General features: G+C 69.6%; 20 protein-coding genes and 1 tRNA gene. 11 read left to right on the top strand and 10 right to left on the bottom strand.

The annotated features are described in order from the left end of the window. Nucleotides 1-18 precede the first annotated feature (18 nt). Nucleotides 19-1,380 carry a hypothetical protein gene (locus ACFU3E_RS36400; RefSeq protein ID WP_384168478.1) on the bottom strand — a complete coding sequence of 454 codons (1,362 nt, stop codon included), beginning with the start codon at nt 1,378-1,380 and terminating at the stop codon, nt 19-21. A 1,392-nt stretch (nt 1,381-2,772) separates the two neighbouring features. Here ACFU3E_RS36400 and ACFU3E_RS36405 point away from each other — a divergent pair. Then, a complete protein-coding gene (locus ACFU3E_RS36405; protein WP_384168481.1) occupies nt 2,773-3,153 on the top strand; it encodes a hypothetical protein in 381 nt (126 codons plus the stop codon). Between the two features lie 70 nt (nt 3,154-3,223). Here ACFU3E_RS36405 and ACFU3E_RS36410 read toward each other — a convergent pair whose 3' ends face one another. Next, a complete protein-coding gene (locus ACFU3E_RS36410; RefSeq protein ID WP_384168529.1) occupies nt 3,224-3,877 on the bottom strand; it encodes a hypothetical protein in 654 nt (217 codons plus the stop codon). 702 nt (nt 3,878-4,579) lie between these two features. On the opposite strand from ACFU3E_RS36410, the gene ACFU3E_RS36415 reads away from it, so the two are divergent. Genes ACFU3E_RS36415 through ACFU3E_RS36425 form a run of 3 tightly spaced genes read left to right on the top strand, consistent with a single transcriptional unit; the run spans nt 4,580 to nt 5,312 of the window. Next, nucleotides 4,580-4,807, top strand: coding sequence for a hypothetical protein (locus ACFU3E_RS36415; RefSeq protein WP_384168483.1), 228 nt, complete (start codon nt 4,580-4,582; stop codon nt 4,805-4,807). Between the two features lie 38 nt (nt 4,808-4,845). After that, the gene (locus ACFU3E_RS36420) at nt 4,846-5,118 is read left to right on the top strand and encodes a transposase (RefSeq protein WP_384168486.1); all 273 of its coding nucleotides are present in this window, start codon (nt 4,846-4,848) and stop codon (nt 5,116-5,118) included. Then, nucleotides 5,115-5,312 carry a hypothetical protein gene (locus ACFU3E_RS36425; protein ID WP_384168489.1) on the top strand — a complete coding sequence of 66 codons (198 nt, stop codon included), beginning with the start codon at nt 5,115-5,117 and terminating at the stop codon, nt 5,310-5,312. The genes ACFU3E_RS36420 and ACFU3E_RS36425 overlap by 4 nt, the downstream gene beginning before the upstream one ends. Before the next feature lie 518 nt (nt 5,313-5,830). Here ACFU3E_RS36425 and ACFU3E_RS36430 read toward each other — a convergent pair. After that, entirely contained in the window at nt 5,831-6,220 is a 390-nt protein-coding gene (locus ACFU3E_RS36430) for a hypothetical protein (protein WP_384168492.1), read from the bottom strand. A gap of 107 nt (nt 6,221-6,327) precedes the next feature. Here ACFU3E_RS36430 and ACFU3E_RS36435 point away from each other — a divergent pair, with 107 nt between their 5' ends. Continuing rightward, nucleotides 6,328-6,705, top strand: a complete 378-nt coding sequence (locus tag ACFU3E_RS36435) for a tyrosine-type recombinase/integrase (protein ID WP_384168495.1) — start codon at nt 6,328-6,330, stop codon at nt 6,703-6,705. A 99-nt stretch (nt 6,706-6,804) separates the two neighbouring features. On the opposite strand, the gene ACFU3E_RS36440 is transcribed toward ACFU3E_RS36435, so the two are convergent. Continuing rightward, nucleotides 6,805-6,880 (bottom strand) — tRNA-Arg (locus ACFU3E_RS36440). Between the two features lie 321 nt (nt 6,881-7,201). Here ACFU3E_RS36440 and ACFU3E_RS36445 point away from each other — a divergent pair. From ACFU3E_RS36445 to ACFU3E_RS36460, 4 genes are all read left to right on the top strand, one after another. Continuing rightward, the gene (locus ACFU3E_RS36445; protein WP_384168498.1) at nt 7,202-8,809 is read left to right on the top strand and encodes a dynamin family protein; all 1,608 of its coding nucleotides are present in this window, start codon (nt 7,202-7,204) and stop codon (nt 8,807-8,809) included. Between the two features lie 3 nt (nt 8,810-8,812). Next, nucleotides 8,813-10,633, top strand: a complete 1,821-nt coding sequence (locus tag ACFU3E_RS36450; protein ID WP_384168501.1) for a GTP-binding protein — start codon at nt 8,813-8,815, stop codon at nt 10,631-10,633. Between the two features lie 291 nt (nt 10,634-10,924). Next, nucleotides 10,925-11,401: a single-stranded DNA-binding protein gene (locus tag ACFU3E_RS36455; RefSeq protein ID WP_384168504.1), complete on the top strand. Its 477-nt coding sequence runs from the start codon at nt 10,925-10,927 to the stop codon at nt 11,399-11,401. Between the two features lie 277 nt (nt 11,402-11,678). Further along, nucleotides 11,679-13,088 (top strand): Cys-Gln thioester bond-forming surface protein, encoded by a 1,410-nt coding sequence (locus ACFU3E_RS36460; RefSeq protein ID WP_384168507.1) that lies wholly within the window; start codon nt 11,679-11,681, stop codon nt 13,086-13,088. 111 nt (nt 13,089-13,199) lie between these two features. On the opposite strand, the gene ACFU3E_RS36465 is transcribed toward ACFU3E_RS36460, so the two are convergent. The 6 genes from ACFU3E_RS36465 to ACFU3E_RS36490 form a co-directional block, all read right to left on the bottom strand. Next, the gene (locus ACFU3E_RS36465; RefSeq protein WP_384168510.1) at nt 13,200-13,718 is read right to left on the bottom strand and encodes a hypothetical protein; all 519 of its coding nucleotides are present in this window, start codon (nt 13,716-13,718) and stop codon (nt 13,200-13,202) included. 299 nt (nt 13,719-14,017) lie between these two features. Beyond that, complete coding sequence (locus ACFU3E_RS36470; protein ID WP_384168512.1) at nt 14,018-15,274, bottom strand: tyrosine-type recombinase/integrase; 1,257 nt, start codon at nt 15,272-15,274, stop codon at nt 14,018-14,020. A gap of 654 nt (nt 15,275-15,928) precedes the next feature. Then, the gene (locus ACFU3E_RS36475) at nt 15,929-16,168 is read right to left on the bottom strand and encodes a helix-turn-helix transcriptional regulator (RefSeq protein WP_384168515.1); all 240 of its coding nucleotides are present in this window, start codon (nt 16,166-16,168) and stop codon (nt 15,929-15,931) included. A 250-nt stretch (nt 16,169-16,418) separates the two neighbouring features. Then, complete coding sequence (locus ACFU3E_RS36480) at nt 16,419-18,080, bottom strand: ATP-binding protein (protein ID WP_384168518.1); 1,662 nt, start codon at nt 18,078-18,080, stop codon at nt 16,419-16,421. Further along, the gene (locus ACFU3E_RS36485; RefSeq protein ID WP_384168521.1) at nt 18,077-18,598 is read right to left on the bottom strand and encodes an HNH endonuclease; all 522 of its coding nucleotides are present in this window, start codon (nt 18,596-18,598) and stop codon (nt 18,077-18,079) included. Before ACFU3E_RS36485 ends, ACFU3E_RS36480 begins: the two co-directional genes overlap by 4 nt. Further along, nucleotides 18,595-19,623: a sigma factor-like helix-turn-helix DNA-binding protein gene (locus ACFU3E_RS36490; RefSeq protein WP_384168524.1), complete on the bottom strand. Its 1,029-nt coding sequence runs from the start codon at nt 19,621-19,623 to the stop codon at nt 18,595-18,597. The genes ACFU3E_RS36485 and ACFU3E_RS36490 overlap by 4 nt, the downstream gene beginning before the upstream one ends. A gap of 327 nt (nt 19,624-19,950) precedes the next feature. Here ACFU3E_RS36490 and ACFU3E_RS36495 point away from each other — a divergent pair, with 327 nt between their 5' ends. Both ACFU3E_RS36495 and ACFU3E_RS36500 read left to right on the top strand, forming a co-directional pair. Beyond that, nucleotides 19,951-20,709 carry a GntR family transcriptional regulator gene (locus ACFU3E_RS36495; protein ID WP_384168527.1) on the top strand — a complete coding sequence of 253 codons (759 nt, stop codon included), beginning with the start codon at nt 19,951-19,953 and terminating at the stop codon, nt 20,707-20,709. Between the two features lie 38 nt (nt 20,710-20,747). Then, on the top strand, nt 20,748-21,269 hold the full coding sequence (locus tag ACFU3E_RS36500; protein WP_384168532.1) for an AAA family ATPase: 522 nt from the start codon (nt 20,748-20,750) through the stop codon (nt 21,267-21,269). Nucleotides 21,270-22,269 lie beyond the last annotated feature (1,000 nt).

Genomic DNA, 22,269 nt, shown 5'->3' on the forward strand with positions numbered 1-22,269 from the left:
GGGCGGGTGACCGGCCGGTCACCCGCCCCGGGTGACGCGGTCCGCGTCCGGGTGTCCGGCTGTGCCGGAGGCCGCCGCGAGGATGGCGAGGAGTGCCAGCACGAGGACGACCAAGCCGAGGACAAGTGCCACGGTCCCGGGGGTGGGGTAGTTCCAGAGCACCAGGGCGAGCGCGCCCCCGGCGATGACGATGCCGCTGGTCCATTTGCCGTGCGCGCCCAGCCAGCGGCCGGTGGTGCCGGTGCGCAGACCGTGGCGCGCCATGAACCGGCCCGTCGCCCCGGTTCCGCCGGCCGCCGTCCGTCTGACCCAGCGGGCACCCCGTCCGGGCCCGTACAGATAGGCGGCCAACGCGGTGATCACGGCGACGACCAGGACCGTGACGGTGCTGTTCCTCAGGAAGCGGATGAAGATGTCGTAGATGTCGGCCGCGGTGCCCTGCGGGAGGGCGGTCCTGGGGACGGAGTCCAGATATACCTGGCGCATCACGGCGAGGCCGACGAGCAGCACGATCATCATGACGCCTACGCCGATGGCCGTGCTCATCAGGGCGACGCGGTGCGCGGGCGCGCTCCAGACGGCGAGCGCCGCCAGGATCAGGAAGAGGACCGGGAGCCAGGTGCCCATCACGTTCAGCAGACGCATGGCGCCCTGGGCCTCGTCCAGTTTGTCGGTCTGCAACAGAGTGATCGTCTTGTCGACGTCCGGGATCCTCGCGGCCTGGTCGAAACCCGAGTCCACCAGCTTCTGCCTGACGTTGTCGATGACGGCGCCGAGGTTCAGGTCGATGCTGTCGTCGCCTGCCTGGACGGCGCTGCCGCCCTCGCCGGTGAGGACCTTGACCACGGCGGAGTGGGCCTGTCGGTTGGCGTCGTCCCACACCTCGGCGAACCGCTCGCTGGTCACCACCTTGTGCACGATGTCGTGGACGGTCGAGTTGAGCGCGCTCGTCAGCGGGCCGGTGAGCGCCTCGGCGCCCAGGACCACACGAGGGGGCGCTCCCTCCCGCTGCAACGTCCGGGCGATGGCCGCGGTGAAGGCCGCGACATCGACGTTGTCGACCACGCGCTTGGTGAGCCGGTCGGTCACGGTGTTCTGCACGGAGGGCTCGGTGGCGATCGGGGCGACGGTGTGGACGTACCGGTCGGTGTCGGAGACCTCGGAGTCGACCCAGGCCGCGACCACGGCAAGCGGCGCCAGGAGGAAGGTCAGCACCAGCAGTACGGAGGCAGCCCCATAGCGCAGGCGCCGGTGACGCACCCCGGCCGCCTGGCGCAGCCGTTCGTACTCGGCCCGTTCCTCGACGCTCAGAGGAGGGCCTTCTGCGACCGGACGGCCAGGACCTTCGGAAGCTGATGAGGAACCACCAGAGGAATCCATGCTTGTCTTCTTCGGCTCGACGCGATTGGCGCGCAGAACATCGCCGACGCGGGGTGAACGCCACCCCGGGGCAGCTCACCCGGGCGTCACTCGGAGGCAGAACCCGGCGAGGAAGGCGGTGTCGCACGTCCTCGAGCGCCGCACCGACGCTTCACCGACCGCGCGGACGAGCTGGCCGTGACTGCTGAGGGCGCGCTGGTCTCCGACTCTCAGGACCCGTGGTCTTGGCTTCCGGGCATCTGGGGAAGCGGGTAGTCCGATGCCGTCGAGAAAGGGGAATTGGAGGGAAGGGGGAGGGGCGGTTCAAGACGCCTTCCGGCCCGTCGGGTACTACGGTGTGGTGTGTCGCAGCGTGCTCGGCCACCTGGCCGGCCGCCTCCGGGGGGCCGCGGCGGTCGGGGCCCGTACCGCGCGGAACCGGGCGTGGCCACCATCGCGGTCGCCGTCCGCTCCACGCCAACCACGGATCCGTCAGCGATGCGCTTGAGCGTTTTCCACTTTTGTCCACCATAACCAGGGCATGAGGACGGCGCACACTGCCGGGCGCCGGACCGTCCTGTCTGCCGCCGCGGTGGGGCGGCGGAGACTGAAGGCAGTCACATGCCGCGTTCCCGTGCGGGCCGTGCATGACGCTGACGTCGCCGAGTGGAGGACCTGAGAGCACTGCAGCGGCATTGGCTTCGGGCCGGGCCGCGCCCCGGGGCCGCCGCGAACAGATGGACACCAGCTCCGGACAGACTGCGACCAGTGTGCCGCCCGTGGACTGGACGCCAGTGCTGGGATTCGGCGCTCTGGCCCTGGCGGTTGGCGTAACGGCCGTCGTGCTGCTGCGGATCGGGCACCCCGTGATCGGGGTGGGGCAGCTGACGCTCTGCGTATTCCTGGCAGTCCACACGCTGGGGTACTGGCCCTGACCCGACCACGGAGTCGCCGGAAGCCACAACCGGGGCTCGCGAGTCGGGCGGCATCCTGGCCGGTTCCGTCATCCGCCGGGCGTGGCGCAGTGCGCGTAAGGCCGTGCTGCCCCCCGCACGTCTTCGACTCGCCCACCGGACGGCGCGTCCACGACAGCCGGGACACGCGCCTGACGAAGTGGCTGACGACGGGACCCCCGCCCGCCCAGGCGGCCGAGTGGGCCGGAAGCAGCGTTGCCGTGCTCCTGGCGGTTGGCCGCCGACCAGCCGTGTGAACAATGCTCGGGCGGCATCCGCTCCCTCACGACGCAGCGTGGTCGCCAACATGCGAAAGCGGCGCGGGCTCAGCTCGGCCAACGGCGTTGTCCAGGACAGTTCGACGCCGCGATCGCACCAGCCGTGCGACACATCATTTCAGTTGCCGATCCTTCTCCTTCCAGTTGACCATGGCTGCCAACAAGGCAAGGAGGGCGACCGGATGGGGCTCATGCTCTGCCCTGCAGACGACGAAGCGGCCAGCCCGGACATCTCGTGGTCGCACTACGGGTTCAACCTGTTCAGGGAGTGGCTGGCCCAGATCGAGGGATTCTCTCTCCCCGGGATGGTCGGCTTCGGCGGGAAACGCCCATGGAGCAGCGTCACCACCACGCTGACACCGCTGCTCAACCACCCAGACCACGACGGTGACCTCGCACCCGCTCAGTGCGCGGCCATGCTGCCACGGCTGGAAGCGATCGTCGGCGAGCGGCTACAAGTCGCCGGCGATCCCGTCCTCCAACGGCGCATCGATGACACCCGCCAGCTGATCGATGTCATGAAGTACTGCGTAGCCAAGGGCGTTTCGCTCGACTTCTGCTGACTACCGGACCGGCGCTGTCCCTGCCCCGGGTGGCCGGTATGCACGGGACATCCCTGAGGCGACCGGCAGCTCAGCAGTCGTAGCGGTGGACTGTGGGCCAGGTGGGGCAGGTGCGGCAGACGAAGACATAGATGCCCCCGCCGTCACCCATGATCATTTCGTGGCTGTCATGCTGCAGCTCTGGTTTGTCGGGAATCTCCCAGCCGCAGCCGGGACGGGCGCGCTCCTCGACCGGGAGCCAGCGGCCACACGATTCGCTCGCCGAGATCGTCAGCAGATGTTCCATCCGTGAGCCACAGGTGCAGTGCGGCCAGTTCGGTGGCTGCGTCCAGCCGGGGTATCCGCCGATCTTGGTCTGCTGGGTGGTGAAGGCGTCGTAGTAGGAGATGCCGCAGGACTCCTCCATCTCCTCGCTCCACTTGCCCACGCGCTCGGACAGCCCCTCAGGCATGTCCCAGTTGGGGTACTCCACGGTCTCGGTGGGGTGTATCACGCAGGGCCGTGGCACGTACTGGTCGTCGAACTCGTAAGGCCGCGGTGCCGTGTCGAGCAATGGTCGATCCGCTGGGTCGGCGGCGGATCGCCACCGCAGCACGGGCACCGGCGAATGCTGGTCGTGTTCGGAATGGAGCAGCGGGCACCAGAGCACTTGGAGCACATCGGCGCCGCTCGGGAATGCCATTGCTGGCACGTCGCGAGCGAAGAGCTGGAGCACGGGCACCATGGCGACGGGGGCCGGACCGACCACCGCGCAACCGCGGGCCGGGTTGTAGTGGTCGGGAGCCGCACACGTCGGCCAGGGCTCATCGGCAGGCCAGAGGAGCGGCCCACCCAGCGAGCTTTCATTCCGTACGGGGCTGCCGGCGCGCGGGTACAGCAGAGTGGTTGCCCGCGCATACGGCACAAGTTCTGGACATGCTTCCGCGATGTCGAGCGGTGCTGGTGGAACGGTAAGCCTCATGATCACCTCCAGACCGCGCAGCGTAGTGGCGTCTGGAATCAGCCACCCCCGCTCATGCCTCCTCGATGCGGGCCAAGGGGCAGGGAGGTCGATGAGGTGAGCCGGGCTGGTGCACCGATCGCCAAGCCCTCATGACGGTCGGCTGCGGTCATACCGGTTGCCGTACTTCGCTGCCGTACTGCACCAGCGCGGAAGACCGCGTATGCGGATGGGTGCTGACCTGGCAAGACTGTGACCTGCGCGCTTCCCTGTCGGCTTGCCGATGTGCACCGTCGTTCCCCACCGCTCGCCATCTGACCGGGCATGCAGGGGGCATGGACACCCCCTGCCTTGCGGGGCCGCAGTCACTCGGTTCGCCTACCAGGAGCCCTGCTATGCCTGGCTGTTCAGCAGCCAGCGGCACGGAGGCGCACGGATCGGCCTGGTCCGGTGCTGGGGAACTGACATCATGCCGCTTGCACTGGTATGGACGACCTGTCCATTCCCGTGGCGCTTTCCACCGCCCACCCCTCAGGAGAAGCTCTCGTGAAAAAGAACAGCATGACCACCGGCTTACCCCTGGTCATCGGCACCGTGATTGCCGCTGGCGTCATCGTCCAGGACAACTACGGCGGCGCCGTCTTCGCCGTCGTGGCTGGTGCGGCTATCTCGCTTGGCCTGCACTTCAGGTCTAGCCGCAACCAGGGTCGTTGAGTGGGGTACTCGATGCTCGGGAATCTCACCGCTCATCCGTGACGTGGCCAACGCCCTGCCGCCCAGCCGGCGCCGAAGTCCACGCAGCATGGGGCGAAGAAGGCCCTGCAGGAAGTCCACAACGCCGAGGATGCGACCACGCCGAGAAGGCGGTACGCGAGTTCGCTGGGACCTACGAGGCGAAGTGGCCGAAGGCGGTGAAGAAGATCACCGACAAGACCGAGGAACTGCTGGCCTTCTACGACTTCCCCGCCCAGCACTGGATCCATCTCAGAACGACAATCCAATCGAATCCACTGTCAGTTCGGTGAAGCTCCGGACCAAGGTCACCCGGGGTGCGGGCAGCCCGGCCGTGGCCCGGGCGACGGTGTTCCAGCTCGTGGAGTCCGCGCAGGAGCGTTGGCGGGTGGTGGGCACCGCATCCCAACTCGTCGTCCGTGTCCGCGTCGGCGCAGTATTCAAGAACGGCGAGTTCGTCGAGCGCCCCGAGGCGGTGGCGGCATGAGCATCATGACGGCCCGAACCATCAGCGCCCGCCGACTGACCTGCTGCCGCTGCACGTCGTACCGGCGGTGCTTCGCTGACAGTCGCTGGCGGTATTGGTCTGGCTGTGTCGCAGGCTGGCCTCGTTGGCGCCATCACGTGTGACGTGTCGGATGAGCGACACGGAGGCCAGTGCACTCTCGGAGAAGGGGGACGCAACATCTTGAAACAACTGCACGGCGTCTTCCTCGCCGGTCTGATCGTTGCGGTGCTGTCTCTCATCGCCTTCTCACCCAACGCTCTGGACATCATGCCCGCATGGTGGAGCGCACTCGGACTCGCCTGTCTCAGTACATGCGGCCTGCTCGTCTCGCGCTTCAGCAGTGGGCGATAGACGGGCGGAAACCCGTACGGCGTGACGACAAGTGCAGGCATACGAATTCGGGTTACAGGCCGGGAAGTGGCAGAAGAGCGAGGCGGACTGCCGCCCCTCGCCCCACGCCCTGAACCGGCGGGATGTGCCCGTCGGGAGCGCCGCTGCTACACCGCTCCCAGAGCTTCCCACGGCTGCACGTCGGGGTCTGCCGGTGCTGTGCTCAGGGACGTGATGCCGCTCGTCCGGCCGGTGCGCGTCGCTGCTGTGCCGCCACTCCCAAGCGGTGCTGCAAGCGTCGGCTGGCGCCGCGCATGGTCCAGTACCTGCACGCGGTGCTGCGGAACGCGCTCCAGCACGCGGTCCGTGAGGAGCTGGTGCAGCGCAACGTCGCCAAGCTCGTGCAGGTCCAGACTCCTCGGTACCGGGTCGGTCGCGGGCTGTCCGTCGCGGAAGGGAAGAAGCTCCTGGACGACGTGCGTGGCGACCGGCTGAGCGCGGCGTACGTGCTCGCGCTGTACCTGGGGCTCCGGCGTGGCGAGCTGCTGGGGCTCCACTGGTCGGACGTTGACTGGACGGGGTCGTTGGAGATCCGTACGGCCCTGCAGCGGGTCAACGGAGAGCTGACGACACCGCGGCCGAGATGCGCCGCCCGGAGCGACCGGTGCCGCTCCCGGCCGTGTGTGTCGAGGTACTCCGCCGGCACCTTCAGCGCCAGGCGGAAGAGCGCGAAGCCGCGGGGGAGCAGTGGCAGGAAACCGGCCTGGTCTTCACCACCCGGCGAGGGACCCCGATCGAGCCCCGGAACCTGAACCGGCACTTCCACCCGATCCGCGAGCGGCTCGGCCTGGAGGTCCGCTTCCACGACCTCCGCCACACCTGCGTGACGCTGCTGCTCGGTCTCGGCATCCCGCCGCACATCGTCCGCGACATCGTCGGGCACAGCGCCCTGGACGTGACCATGAACATCTACGCGCACGCCGACATGACGGAGAAGCGGGCCGCACTGGACAAGCTGGGAGGCCTGCTGTCCGGCGAGTGACGGGGCCGTTGCCGTCAGCGTTGCCGTCAGCGTTGCCGTCAGAGACGCGAAACGCCCTGGAGGGGAGATCCCCTCTGGGGCGTTTTTGCTGGTAGGAGGTGGCGCCCCCGGCAGGACTCGAACCTGCGGCCAAGCGCTTAGAAGGCGCCTGCTCTATCCACTGAGCTACGGGGGCCGGGTGTGGTGGCCTCTGTCGTGGTGACCGGGTGTGGGCCGAACCGTGACGTTGCCGGGGACAAGGATAGGGCTCCCGCGTCCTTGTCCCTGTTGCTTCGCCTCCGTGGCTCGATGTGGAGGTTCAGTGAAGCGGTCCTGATAATCGCAGGCAGGTACGAATCGTGCATCGCTTTTGGCGTCAGAGGCATCGGGTGTTGTGCACTCGTTATGCCTGGAGTGTGCCCGTGTCCCAGTCGCCCCTTCCGTCCCTTGTGTTCTGTCGGCGCGCAGACATGCTCATATGCTTCAGAATTCCCCTAAAATTGGGCATTCTTCACATGTGGTGACCTTGGACGTACGGCCTCAGCTGCTCGACGCACTCTCCGCCCTGCGCGACCGTGTCGCCGCCGCACGCTTCCCGCTGCCCCTGGCGGGGGCCCCACGCGCGCGTGCCAACCGCGACGAACTCCTCGCGCAGCTCGACGACTACTTGGTGCCCCGGTTGCGGGAGCCCGAAGCGCCGCTTCTGGCCGTCGTGGGCGGGTCGACCGGAGCCGGGAAATCGACGCTCGTGAACTCCCTCGTGGGACGGCGGGTCAGTGAGGCGGGCGTGCTGCGGCCGACGACCCGCACCCCCGTGCTGGTCTGCCATCCGGAAGACCACCACTGGTTCAGCGGGATGAGGGTACTGCCCGACCTCACGCGCGTGTGGGTACCCCAACAGGACTCCACCGACGACCTGCTGCTCCCCGGCGAGAACCCCGCGCGCGTGCTCCGCGTCGAGACCGCCGAGACCCTCCCGCCCGGCCTCGCCCTCCTCGACGCGCCCGACATCGACTCCCTGGTCTCCGACAACCGTGTCCTGGCCGCCGAACTCATCTGCGCCGCCGACATCTGGGTCATGGTCACCACGGCCGCCCGCTACGCCGACGCCGTCCCCTGGCACATGCTGCGCACCGCCAAGGACTACGACGTCACGCTCGTGACCGTGCTCGACCGTGTGCCCCACCAGGTCGTCAACGAGGTGTCACGGCAGTACGGGGCCCTGCTCACCAAGGCAGGGCTCGGCGAGGTGCCGCGCTTCACCGTGCCCGAGCTGCCCGAGTCGGCCTGGGGCGGCGGGCTCCTGCCGGCCTCCGCCGTCGCCCAGTTGCGCAACTGGCTGGTCCACCAGGCCCAGGACCCCGCCGCCCGGCAACACGTCCTCGCCCGCACGGCGTACGGCGTCCTCGACTCCCTCAAGTCCCGGATGCCCGAGCTGGCCGGTGCCGCCGCCGCGCAGTACGCCGCCGCACTGCGGCTCACCTCCGCCGTCGAGGGGGCGTACGACAGCGAGCACACGCGGGTACGGGGCCGGTTGCAGAGCGGGGCGGTCCTCGCCGGGGACGCGCTCAAGCGGTGGCGCGCCTTCCCCTTGGACTGCACCGCCGCCGAACTCCTCGACGCGCTCGTGGAGAGCCTCAGCGCGCTGCTGCTGTGCGCCGTCACCGCAGCCGACGAGCGCGTCGACGACGCCTGGCGGCGCGAACCGGCGTCCGCCGCCCCGGAACTGACCGCACGTGACACCGGAGCGGACAGTGCCGAGCACCGCATCGGACTCGCCGTGCGGCGGTGGCGGCGGGAGCTCGAGGAGCATGCCGAGGACGAGGTACGCGAACTTGACCGCAACCTCGCGCCCGACCCCGAGCTGGTCGCGGCCCTGGTCGCCACCTCCCTGCTGGGCGGCCGCCGGGGCCGGATGGCCGGGGAAGGGCTCGCCGAGCGGATCGGCGCACATGGCGCGCTGCGGCTGCGCGACCGGGCCGGGCGGCTGCTCACCGAGCACGTGGACCGCGTGCTGCACGCCGAACGCGAGCGCCGGCTCGCCCCGCTCGACGCGCTCGACGTCCACCCCGAGCCCCAGGCCGAACTCATCGCCGCGCTGTCCGTACTGCAGAAGGAGAGGTGACCGGTGACCGCCGTCACTGACCAGGACCCCACCGATCACGCCGATCAGCCGGACGACGGCGCACACAAGGCGGGAAGCGCCGTCGGCCGGGGCACGCCGGACGGAGAGCGCGCGGCACGTACCGACTCCGCCGAGACCTGGGACGACGGGCTCATCGCGCGCCGGGTCAACGAGACTGCCGAAGGAGACCGGTTCCCCATGACGGACAACCGCTCCGCCGCCCCGCAGACGGTGACCCCACTGGTGTACGAGGGGTCGCTGCGCTCCCGGCTCGAGGCTCTGCGTGAACTCGTGGGGCTCTCCCGTACCCGGCTCGACAGCCGGACGCTCTCGGAGGCCGGCCGGGTCCTCGACGAGGCGGCCGCGCGGCGCAGACTCTCCGGGCAGCACACCGTCGTCGCCATCGCGGGCGCCACCGGCAGCGGCAAGTCGCAGCTGTTCAACGCGCTCGCCGGGGTGACCATCTCGGAGACGGGAGTACGCCGTCCCACCACCGCCGCGCCCATCGCGTGCAGCTGGAGCGACGGGGGCGCCGGCCTCATCGAACGGCTCGGCATCCCGCCCAGACTGCGCCGCCGTCCGCTGCCCAGCGGAGACGGCGAGTCTCCCTTGCGCGGACTCGTCCTGATCGACCTGCCCGACCACGACTCCGCGGCCGTACAGCACCGCCGGCACGTGGACCGCATCCTGGCGCTCGTCGACGCGGTCATCTGGGTCGTCGACCCGGAGAAGTACGCCGACGCCGTCCTCCACGAGCGCTATCTGCGGCCGATGGCGGCCCACGCCGAGGTCATGTTCGTCGTCCTCAACCAGATCGATCGGCTGCCCGGGGAGGCCGCCGAGCAGGTCCTGGACGATCTGCGGCGGCTCCTCGACGAGGACGGCATCGCCCTCGGGGAGTACGGCGAGCCGGGCACGACCGTGCTCGCCCTGTCCGCGCTCACCGGGGACGGTGTCGGAGAACTGCGCGAGGCACTCGGCCAGTTCGTCTCGGAGCGGGGGGCGCCGAACCGCCGCATCTCGGCCGACGTGGACATCGCCGCGGCGCGGCTGTGGCCCGTCTACGCCACCCAGCGGCGGACCGGGCTCAGCGAACAGGCCCGGGAGGAGTTCTCCGACCGGCTCGCGGACGCGGTGGGCGCCACGGCGGCGGGTGAGGCGGCCGAGCGCGCGTGGCTGCGCAACGCCAACCGTGCCTGCGGCACGCCCTGGCTGCGGCTGTGGCGCTGGTACCAGGACCGCGGCGAGCCCACCACGGGCCGGCTCCCCTCGCGCACGCAGGCCGACGAGGAGGCCACGGCACGTCAGCGCGTCGAGCAGGCGGTGCGGACCGTGGCCGACCGGGCCTCGGCCGGGCTGCCCGCTCCGTGGGCGCAGGCGGTGCGCGAGGCGGCCGCTCGCGGCTCGCAGGGGCTGCCCGAGGCGCTGGACGAGCTGACCGCGCGCGCGGGAGTGCCCGCGGGGCGCCCGCCGCGCCCGGGGTGGTGGCCGGTGGCCGTCCTCACCCAGGCGTCCATGACGATCCTGCAGTTCCTGGGCGGGCTGTGGCTGCTGGGCCAGATCATCGGGGTCATGTCACCGAACCTGGGGGTGCCGGTGCTGCTGATGGTGATCGGCATCGTCGGCGGCCCGCTCATCGAGTGGAGCTGCCGGATGGCGGCCCGCGGCCCGGCCCGGCGCTACGGCCTGGAGGCGGAACGCCGATTGCGGGAGGCGGCGGCCGGATGCGGCAGGGCCCGGGTACTGGATCCGGTGGCGGCGGAACTGCTGCGGTACCGGGAGGTCCGGGAGCAGTACGGGAGGGTGGTGGGGGCGGGGCACTGACGCCACGGCGGTGAGGCGCGGATGGGGCTGTGACTCCGGGCGGGCGGGGCGGTGACTCCGGGCGGGGCGGCAGTGACGGGGCGCCGGTGTTGCCGCCGGGGTTCCGACACCACCCGGCGTCACCGGTTTCACCCCTGAGGGTGGCGGCGTTGTCCACAGGCGGGTGGTGATCCACAGCGCTCAGCGGGCCCGGCCCGGCGGCGGCAGTCTGGCAGACGCAGCCGTACGGGACGGGCCCGTACGCGTGTCGGCCCGGCGCGTTGCCGTAGTCCGGGCGAGGGAGGGTTCGCGATGAACGAGACGATGGTCTGCGCGGTCGGCAGGGTGGCGACGCAGCCGGTGTACCGGGAGATGGCGTCCGGCCCGTCGGCGAGGTTCCGGCTGGCGGTGACCGCGCGGTACTGGGACCGTGAGAAGAACACATGGACGGACGGACACACCAACTTCTTCACGGTGTGGGCCAACCGCCAGCTGGCCACCAACGCGGCGGCGTCACTGACGGTCGGCGAGCCCGTGATCGTGCAGGGCAGGCTGAAGGTGCGGACCGACGTACGCGAGGGGCAGAGCTGGACGTCGGCGGACATCGACGCGGTGGCGATCGGTCATGATCTGGCCTGGGGGACCTCGGCGTTCAGGCGCGCGGGCAAGGCGGAGACGACGCCTGCGCCGGCGCAACCCGAGCCCAACTGGGAGACGCCACCGGAAACTTCCGCAAAACCGGTAGACGCGCAGGAGCAACTCCGCTCGGAGACCCCTGTCTTGACGTGATGCCAGTCACCGGGCCACTGCCCGAACTGCGGCTTATCGACAAGTGCGCACCGAACGGCCAGGGGTGGATTTGTCGATAAGCCCTGCTCGCCAGGGATCTTGGCGATAACGATTCCGAGTCGGATCACTCGTCCGACCGTCTGACCGGCGGGCGGAGTCTCCCACGTCCCTAGGATGCCGGACATGGCTCTCGGGGCTCTTGTGTCCTGTGATGCTTCTGATTCTGCTGGTGGGACCGTCCCCCCACGTCAACGGGTCCTGCTCGAAGGGGAATTTGGTGTTTGCTTCGTTCTCTGAGCTGTTCGTACGCAGGCGAGGGGCGGCTCGTGTCGCCACCGCGACGGTGGTGTCCGGGCTGGTCGCCGTGGGCGGGCTGGCCGGTGCCGGCCGGGCGGCCGCCGACGACACGACACAGAGTCAGGGCGGAGCGGCCGCGACGATAGCCGGCCTCAAGACGTACGGCGCGGCCGTGATACACGCCGGCACCGGCGATCAGCAGATCCCGGCGGGCCTGTTCGAGATGTCCGTCGACGGCGGCGGCATGCTGCAGACGTACTGCGTCGACCTGCACAATCCCACGCAGCGGGACGCCAAGTACCACGAGACGCCCTGGAGCGGCACGTCTCTGGGTGCGAACGAGGACGCCGGCAAGATCCGCTGGATCCTGCAGAACTCCTACCCGCAGGTGAACGACCTCGCGATGCTGGCGCGGAAGGCGGGCGTGCGCGGTGCGCTGACCGAGCAGGACGCGGCGGCCGGCACGCAGGTGGCGATCTGGCGCTACTCGGACGACGCGTCCGTCGACGCCCTCGACCCGCAGGCCGAGCAACTCGCCGACTACCTGGAGAAGAGCGCCCGCGATCTGCCCGAGCCCCGGGCCTCGCTGACCCTCGAGCCGTCCGCGGTCTCCGGGCGGCCGGGGGAGCGGCTCGGACCGGTGACGGTACGCACCACCGCCGGCAGCGCGACGGTCACCCCGCCCGCGGACGCCGCCACCAGCGGTGTACGGGTCGTCGACAAGCAGGGCAGGGCCGTCACCGCCACGTCCGACGGCGGGCAGGTGTTCTTCGACGTGCCCGAGGACGCGGCAGCCGGTACGGCGGAACTGACCGTGCAGGCCTCGACCACCGTGCCGGTCGGCCGGGCTTTCGCCTCCGAGAGCCGCAGCCAGACGCAGATCCTGGCCGGCTCCAGCGAGTCGACGGTGTCCGCGACGGCCGGGGCGACCTGGGCGAAGCAGGGGCCGATCCCTGCGCTGTCGGCGGCTGAGAACTGCGCCGAGGGCGGCGTCGACATCATCGCCTCCAACCAGGGCGACGAGCCGTTCACCTTCGAACTGGCCGGCCTGGAGCACACCATCGCCGCGGGCGAGTCCCGCACGGTGACGGTCCCGCTCCAGGAGGACCAGGCCTACGACTTCACGATCCACGGCCCCGGCGGCTTCGAGAAGCGCTTCACCGGCATGCTGGACTGCCAGACCCGCGGCAGCGCCACCGGCACCACCACCCAGACCCTGAGCGAACCGAGCCCGGCGACGGTGGGCGGCGCGGCCACGGACACCAACCTCGCCGAAACGGGCAGTTCCGGCATGACTCCCCTGATCGCGGGCGTCGCCATCGGCTTCGTCCTGATCGGCGGGGCGACCCTGGTCGTGCTGCGGCGCAGGGAGGCGACGGCGGGGGAGTGACCCGCACGGAGTGACCCGTACGAGCGCCCCTTCGTCCCCTACGGTGTGTGTTCCAGGACCGATCGCCACGAGACCCGCTTGCGGGCCGGGTGAGCCGACATCCACGAGTGCTCATCCGGGCGCGACGGCATGGAGCCAGCCGGCGAGCACGGAGAGGTCGGAGTCTTCGAGGCCTTTGGCCGGGTCGACGTGAGGCAGCAGCGACGGACCGGGGTGGCCGGCGGAGACCCAAAGGCGGTCCATGGCGCTGATCTCGTCATCGCCCCAGATGAACGGTCGGCCGTCGGCCCACTCGACAAGGGGGCGGGTCTTCCGGTGCAGGCCGCGCGGAAGACCTTCGGCACCGTGGTCCGGCCACTCCAGTACCGGCAGCTTGGGCAGGCCGATGCGTGGAGCGACGACCTCGTTCGCCTCCTCCGTCCAGGTCGAGGCCCATACGAGCTGGCAGCCCAAGGCCATGAGTCGCGCCCCGATCCCGGGGCCGAGCCGCGTCAGCAGTGGGTTCCCCCGACCGGCAGGCTGCGAGGCACCGGTCGTGGTGGACGGCTGGTGACCGGACGACGACCCGAACGGGATGAGCGGACCGTCGACGTCGAGGAAGAGGAGAGGGCGTTCCGCCGCGCTTGTCACGGCGGCACGATGGTCCGGCGCGGGGCGGGGAAACGGTCGGGCTGGGCCGTCCCTGGGCCGTACAGGGCGCACGAGGCAGGCCAGCGGCGACCGGCAGTGACAGCGAGCCCCGGCCGTCCATCACGAACCCCCAGGTCACAGCCCCCCACCCATACGCGTTTCCACCCAGGGGTGGCGGTACGGCAAGATGGGGTGTGTCTTGCGGCCCGAAGCCGTAAAAGGGCCCCTGACCAGCGGCGGAGCCGTCAGACAGGGGCCAGTTTGGGGCCGTGGGCCGGTTGGGGGCCGGTAGACGGCTGTCAGGCCGCTGCCGGGAGCTCCAACGGGTGGATGCGCTGGAACACCGAGGACACCGCCGCCCGTGCCTTCTCTTCGCTGCTCGGGAGAAGGTGGGTGTAGATCTTCAGCGTGAATCCGGGGTCGGAGTGACCTAGGTAGATGCTCAGCGCCTTGATGCTACCTCCGGCCTCCAGGACCACCGACGCGTAGAAGTGCCTCAGCGCGTGCATCCCGTCGTCCGGGGCGGCGGCATAGCGCCGTTCGCCCGGCGCTCTGGGCGGGATGACGCCCGCGTGGGCGAGAGCGGGCTTCCATACGGAGTCGTCGAAGTAGCTTCGCCAAATGGCTTTGCCCACGCCGCTGGTGAAGACCAGGTCGAATGTCACCAACGGCCCGTCAGGAGTCTTCCAGGGCAGCGTCACCGGCACGGGCGGGAACCGCTCCATGTGTTCCTGCAAGCCTGCCCCCACCACAGGGCTGAGCGGCGCGTCGCGGAGCTTGCCGCGTTTGGGTGGGGCGAAGACCAGGGCGCCGCCTACACGCTTGATCTGCTGGCGGACGTGGACCCATCCCGTATCGAAGTCGACGTTGTCCTTGGCCAGTCCGAACACCTCCCCCTGACGGAGCCCGCAGCCCCCGCCGGCGTCTACGGTGGCCGCGTAACGCGCGGGCAGTCCCGCGCGAACGGCCACTACGCGCTCTTCGGTCCACGGCACGATCAGCCGGTCTTCGGGCACCGGGGCCTTGACTGACTGGGCATGGCACGGGTTCGCCTTGAGAACCTTGTCGTCCACCGCAGCGTTAAACAGCGCCGACACCGAATCGTAGATCGCACGGCGGTAGGTGCCGTTCGGCACGGCCAACTGGAGCTTGTTCAGCCACGCACGTACGTGCTCGGGCTTGAACGACCCCATCGGGCGCGTACGCATGTGGGGGACCGCATGCAGCCGGATGCGCCTACGTACGACTTCCTGACTGACCGGGTCGCCGGTCAGTCCGCCCAAGTACTTCTCCGCGTACTCCCCGAACGTGATCAGCCCGGCTTTCGGGTCGACGTAGCTGCCCGCGTCCATGTCGGCCTCGACACGCGTCAGCCACTTGTCGGCCCGACCCTTCTGCCGGTCCGGAAAGCTCTCAGACTTCTCGGAGCCGTCGGGGCCGAAGTAGCGGGCCCGGTAGCGCATACCGATGCCGTGCCGGTCGGTCTTGACGCGGACGGTCTTCCCGTCGGGGGTCTTCTCTTCCTTGAACCAACGGTCTTGAACGTAGCCAGCCATGTCGGGGGCTGTGTCCCTTCTCGGTAGCAGGGCGCGGCGGGGCCTGGTGGGCGCAGTCGGGCCGGTTTCGGGGGTGTGCTGGCCGGGCCCGCTACTTGCTAGGAGCCTGATCACTGAGGTTTGGGGCGCTAGCGGGGGTGCTACCGGTAGCGGGTGGGGGGTGCTACCGGTAGCAGCCTCCGGGGGGTCTCAGGGAGGCGGAGACAGGGGGTCTCGGGTGGCCTCCTGAGGGGTTCTCGGGGGTGCTTCGGGCGTGCCTCCCTGCCTCCCTGAGAGGCCATTTGCGCTGATCAGGCGGAGGGAGGCGGGACAGGGAGGGGGTAAGGGAGTTCTCCCTGCCTCCCTGGTCTGTCGGGCGGCGCCTCCCTGCCGCTCGCGCTGTCCGCCGGGCCCCGGCGGGGAGGTGGCGACAGGGAGCGGGAAAGGCCGTCAGAGGAGGTTTTCGGGTGGGATGCGGCGGCGCCTCCCCGCCTCCCCAAAGGGCTGTCTTCGCTGGTCAGTGCGAGGGACGCGGGGCGGGGAGGCGATCGGGGAGTTCTCCCCGCCTCCCCGGCCCGGCGGGTGGTGCCTCCCCGCCGGGCGGACCGCTCAGGCCGTGTGAGAAACGGGTGCCAGCTGCGGCGGTTTCGTCACGGCCGCTCCCGCACTGTCGGGTCAGGCCGCGTCGGTGAGGGCGGTGCGTTCGGCCTCCCATGCCTGTACGGCGGCGGGGTTGAAGCGGAGGTATCGGCCGACGCGGAAGCCGGGCGGGCCGATGCGCTTGCGGCGCCACTGGTAGACGGTCTCGACGCTGGGGAGGCTGAACATGGTGACCAGGTCGTCGGGGGTGAGGTAGCGGTCCGGGAGGCCGCCGCGCAGGATCGCGCGCGGGTCGGTCGGCTCTTCGGTGGCCATGGCGGTGGTGACTCCTCGTGTCCGTGGTGGGGTGCGTGGGAGTGGTGCCGGTCGCCGTCCTAGAGAGTTGGTGTATCGCAGCGTCCGCAGCGACCCAGCGTCCGCACGGCCGCGATATCGCAGGCCAGTTGGGGTGAGGGGTGTGGACGCTAGTGCGGACGCTGTGGACGCCGGACGGCTGTAGCGTCCGCAGCTTGGACGTGTCCGGGCCGCTGGTGTGCGGCCCGGCCCGGCGGGTGTTCCGGCTACGTCAGGGCTGTTCAGGTGGGGTTCTGCCGAGCCCCGACGGGGCCACCTCCGGCCAGAGGGAGGCTTGTTCGGGTGCGGACGCTGACTCGTCCTCGTCGGGTGCGCGGGACAGCGTGAGGAGTCGGTGCCGGTGCCGGTCGCGGCTACGTTGCGTGTCGTCCGCCGTGATCCCGATGGAGCGCAGGAGCGGGGCGAGTCGCTTGACGCGTCCGCTCGCGCGGGTGGCGTCCTTGGGCCAGTTCGGCGGCCGTACCAACGGCGTGGGCAGCGCTTCCAGCAACTGAGCCGCCGTGCCCTGCCAGGTGCCCGCCTGCTCCACCAGGTGGGCGATGGCCATGGCGAACGGGTCGCCTTCCATCGCGTCCGTGGCGACGTTCGCCGACGTGGCCAGGTAGTCGTCCAGGGTGTGCCAGCCCTGCGTCTGGTCGACGGCCGCGAGCACGCGGGCGAAGTCGGCCATACGCGGCATGGACTCCAGCCGCACCGACGGCAGCACCGCGAGCACACACGCCAGCACGTCAAACAGGGCCCCGAGCACGGCGGGCCGTACCGCCTCGAAGGTGGCGTCCAGCTCCTCTTCGGAGCGGCGCCGGTCGGAGTCGATGAGCTGCAAGTCGAGCATGAGGACGCGTTCGGCCAGGTCGCCCGCGAGAGCTCCCGCGTCGATCGTGGTCAAGGCGAGCACCCGCTTGAAGGTGAGGACAACGACGTCGTCATCGGTGTAGAGGGCGCGGTCGACCACGCCGTCACCGGTCACGGCCTTGCACAGGGTGTCCGAGAGCCACGGCGGGATGGTGGAGATGTTGTCCAGGCACAGCGCCCAGGAGCTGAACGCCTGCCGGGACCACGCCTTTTCGTCCCGCGGCTGGCTGCGCTTGGCGGCCGGGGACGGGTCGATCAGGTTGATGAACATCTGCGCGGCCTTGGACTTGCCGGTGCCCTGCTCGCCCTTGCAGACCACGGCGGGGTGCGGGATGTCCGGGATCCACGCGGCCACGAGCCACGCGACGAGCTGGTGAAAGGACGGCTCGTCCATGTTCAGCAGCGCGTGCAGCTTGGCCAGCCCGTCGCCGTCCAGTACGGGAGCGGGCATCGGGGCCATGGCGCCGGAGCGGCGGAAGAGCACCGGGGCGCGGTCGACGATGTTCCAGCCGGTTGCGGTGACGACGACCGCGCGGCCGTCCGTGCTGCCGAGGTCGACCACGATGGCGCCGGCCGGGTCGCGCCCCACCCGCAGGTGCACGGGTTCGGGGTCGGTGTCCTCTGCGATGCCTTCCAGCACGGTCATGGCGTCCGCGAGTGCGGACTGTGAGGCCACCTCGCCGGGGTAGGCGTCGGCGAACTGCCGGGCCAGCCGCTGGCGCAGTCCGCCCTTGTTCCGCAGCGGCAGCGCGATGTTCGGCCCGGCGAGCGCGACCGCGTACGGGCGACCGTCGGGCGACATCACGAACCGGTACTGCTCGCGTGCCATCTCCACGATCCGGGCGGCGGCCGGAGGCTTCTTGCCCCCCTCGTCGCCGTGGTCGGGTCGCCGGTTGGGTCGGGTCGGGTCGACTGCCGCCCGACTCTTGGGGGTCACGGAGTCGGCCGACTCGTTCACGGTGGTGTTCACCGTGTTCACCGGTCGGGCCGATCCGTTCACGCGGCCGTTCATCGTGTTCATGCGAACACCGCCTCTCCGGTCGGGCCTGCGCACGCCCGCACCGGGCGGGGCGCACGCAGGCAGTCGGGCCGCACGATCGACCGCGCGCAGGCACGGCGGGCCGATTCGTGCAGGTGGGGGGTCGACTCATCGCCGGTCGCATCAGGCGTGACGGGGGGTGTGACGCGGCTCGTCACGCTGGTCAGGGCCGACTGGTGAACAGCGGCGAGTCGGGCCAACAGCGGCCAGTCGACCGGCCGGACGACTGGCGTGGTCGGGTCGACCCAGGCCAGCAAGAGCAGGGCGAGCGAGAGCGGGAGTCGGTCGGCCTTGGCCTGGTTGCAGTCGGCGCAGGCCAGCATGAGGGATGTGACCGACCATGAACGCCACAGCGATTGCGGCGCGATGTGGTCGAGGGTGGCCTCACTCAGGTCGGTGAACGGGCGGCGGCAGTAGGCGCAGCGCTGCCCGTGGCGGCGCGCGAGCTGCTCCTTGCGCACGCGCCGCCGCGTCGAGTTGAGCGGGTGACCGTGCCTCATGCCGCCCGCTCCATGTCGCCCTGGGTGCGGGTGACGGTGTAGCCGTAGATGCCGTTGGACTCGATGAGGCCCTCACCGCGCAGGACGGCCCACGCGTTGTCGATCGTGCGGCTACCGACCCCGAAGCGCTCCATCAGCTCCACCCGGCGCGGCAACCGATCACCGGGCTGCATGGCCTTGATGTCCTCCCGCAGCGCGTCGGCGACCTGGGCGAACTTCGAGTTCGCGCGCCGACCGGTGCTTTTGGACTTAGACGAGAACGGGGACGCGGGGGCGCACCTGACGGCGATCGCCACCGCGTCGTAGCCCAAACCAAGCCGCCTGCTGATCTCCTTCTTGCTCAGCCCCTGCTGCCTGAGCAGCAGAGTCTGACGTGTCACGGACTCCAGCCGCAGCAGGGCAGCGCGCCGCTCAGCGCCCAGTTTGGACAGTGCCCGTCGCTCCCACTCCGCGAGCGACTCCAGCGCCACCGGTTCGCGCGAGAGCTCCGGGTTGTCGATCTGGAGCATGAGCACGGCGGCGTTGGCCAGCCGTTCGGCCGTTGAGTCGGCGCAGTCGAGGTGCTCAGCCATCGAGCGCGGGTCAAGGCCGTCCAACATCAGCAGCAGGGCGGCGCGCTCCTGCTCGGGCAACGCGTCGACCATCTTGGCCAGGTAGGCGGGCAGTTCGACCAGCGCACACCCGCTGGTCATCAGCGGGCACAGCCAGTTGCAGGTCACTGGGTCGCCGAAGTCCACGGCCATCTCACCCGACGAGAAAAGCCGGTGGTGGTGGATGATCTCCTGCTTGACCCGGTAGAACAGCAGCCCGGCCGGGCTCTCCGCCGGGTCTTCACTCAACACCGGGCCGCGCCCGCCTTCACGGGCCACCCGCACCCACATTCCCTGAGTGATGTCCTCCGCGAGCGTCCACGCGTCGGAGCCGGTGTGACCCCACGTCCTGAGCTGCGAGTACGCGTACCGCACCAGGCGATGCCCGTACGCCTCGTACAGCGAGGCCAGCCGGTCCGACTGCGCTGCGGTCAACGGAACAATCTCGCCGTGGCGCATGCGCCGCCCACCGGGACCAGTGCCCTGGCGCGTCCCCTGTTCACCCGTACGTTCTGCGACGGTTCCAGGCATGATGGATGTGCCCCTTCGAGGGTCAGGGAGCGGCTGACTGCTTGGCGGTAGGTGGCCGCTCCTTGCTTTTCCTGGCGTGACCAGGACTTTTCGCGGTTCAGCGCACGCCGGACAGACCATCTCCGATCGACCGATCCGACCGGCGGGCACATCCCTAAGGTTCCCTAGGGCACCCTAGGGTGTCAAGGGGTACGCTAGGGATGGCGTCACCGAGACAAGGGAGCAAGCGAGATGTCGGATCAGGCCGACAATCGAGCGCCATACGCGCAGATTGCCGCCCACTACACGGAGCTGATCACGTCCGGCGAACTCCAGCCGGGTTCGCTCCTGCCGAGTATCAAGAGCCTCGCGCAGGAGTGGAAAGTCAGCACCGCGACGGCCGAGAAGGCGTTGCGGAAACTCCGCACTGAAGGGCTCGTCAGGGGGATCCACGGCATCGGGACAGAGGTGCTGGACCGCCCTTCTCCGATGTCTTCCGGATCCCAGCGGCAGGACCGAGGCCGCCGCAGCGGATCAAGCTGGGGATCCGGCGAACGGTCCGACTCCCACCAGGCCGCCGTCGTACCAGCCCCCGCAGATGTGGCAAGGGCACTGGACGTGGCACCCGGTTCAGACGTGATCAGGCGACGTCGCGTGTACCGCGACCGGCACGGGATCGTCGCGCACTCCACGTCATGGATTCCAGCCCGGTACGGGAAACTGATCCCGGAGTTGATGGAAAGTGATCGCCTGACCGGCGGAACGTCGCTCCAGCTCATCGCACAAGCCACTGGCCGACCGATTACTCATCGGATCGACACCGCGTCAGCACGCCTCCTGACACCTGAGGACGCGGAGCTCTTGGAACTAGACCCAGCACAGCCGCCGGCGGACCCTGTAGTCGTGATGACGGCGAAGTTCGTCGACAGTGAGAGCAACGTCGTTGAGTACGGCGTCGACCTTGGGGGCCCTGGTCGTACGTGGCGCACCGAATCGGAAGTCACCCGGTGACGGCCACTGACAGCGCCTCCCGGCCGTTCTGCGTACTGATGGCAGGGCTTCCCGGCTCAGGCAAGACCACGCTTTCCCGCGCACTCACAGCCCGCGGCTTCCTCAGGCTCTGCCCCGACGAAGAGATGTTCCGTCGACATGGCGTCTACGGGGTCGACTTCCCTCGGGGCGTCTTTCCGACCCTCGAACGGCCTGTCCTTGAAGAGATCGCCGAGGAGCTCCGCGAACAGCTCAGGGCCGGGCATGACGTGGTTGTCGACCATGGCTTCTGGACACCACAGGACCGTGCTCGTTGGCGGTCGATCGCGACCGAGGCGGGCGCTAGCACGGTGCTCGTCTATCTAGAGGCAAGCCATGAAGAGCTCTGGGATCGCGTGAGCAAGCGGAATGCGCGGCATGAGGCCGACCCGAATTCGATCTACTTCGCTGAAAGCGACCTACTCCGATACCGGACCCGGTTCGCACCTCCGGAGCCGGGCGAGCCTCACATCGTGTACAACGGCGACCCTGATTCGGTACTCAAGGCGCTGGACGAAGTCGCCCAGCAGGGCAAGAGATAAGAGGTGCGGCCTACGGCCGCCAATCCTTGGCAGCTCGCTGCGCTCGCGCGCGACGGCGTTTGAGAGCTCCAGAGGCCGACGCGCGCTTCCGGCAGACTTGTGGCGCCGAACGAAGAGACCACCCCGCCCGGATGGGGGTGGTCTCTTCGGCGTTCCGGAGTGGTCAGCATCCGTTAGCGTCCGCAACCCGCTGCCTACTAAGAGCGCCCTGACCTGTGGAAAGAGCCTTCTAGTAGCGGAGCGTGGCCGGACGCTGCGGACACTAGCGGACGCTAAACATTTTGTTTAGCGTCCATAGAAACAGTGCAGGTCAGAAGGGGTGAGCGATGCTCAGCGGACGCTGCGGACGCTGTCTTCCCTCAACTCTCTAGTAAGAGACAAGGAAGGCTCTTCAGGCGGGGGGATCGCCCTACGGAAGACCGTCTTTCCTGTTGAAGAGCCCGTGGGCCGCGAGAGCGGAACGGGCCCAGCGGCACACTCATCCAAGCCTGCCGCCCGCCCCTTGGAAGGCCACAGGGACGGCAATCCAGGCGGGGGCGGGCTCGCTGCCCGTCTGGATTGCCGTCCTTGCGTACAAGCAAGAGGAGCACCACGGGCGGGGCGTGCTCCTCTTGCTTGTACAGGGCGCTCGTGGCGCCCCTGGATGCCTTCCAAGCGGAGGCGACGAGTACCCCCTGGGCTGCCGCCCGCAGAAGCGTGGGGGAAGCGTGCGCGGGGGTGTCAGGGCCAGGTGTTAGGAGGTGTCAGCGCGCGCTGTTAGGGAGCGTGACACCCGCGCCTGTCTAGGAGTTTGGGTGTCAGGCGGCCGTGACGGTGTTAAGCGTTAAGCGGGTGTCAGGGCGGGGTGCGCCGCCCACGGTGCCGATGTGGCAGCCGGGGGAGGGCGACCGAAGGTTCGTCCGCCCGAAGGGCGGTCCTTCCTGCTTTTCTTCCTCGACGGCCTAGCTGTATTGACCTGAAGCGTTGTTCACACGGCTGATCGGTGGGTGGCCGCCGAGTG

Origin of the sequence: Streptomyces sp. NPDC057424 (assembly GCF_042803315.1) — a bacterium.
GTDB lineage: Bacteria > Actinomycetota > Actinomycetes > Streptomycetales > Streptomycetaceae > Streptomyces.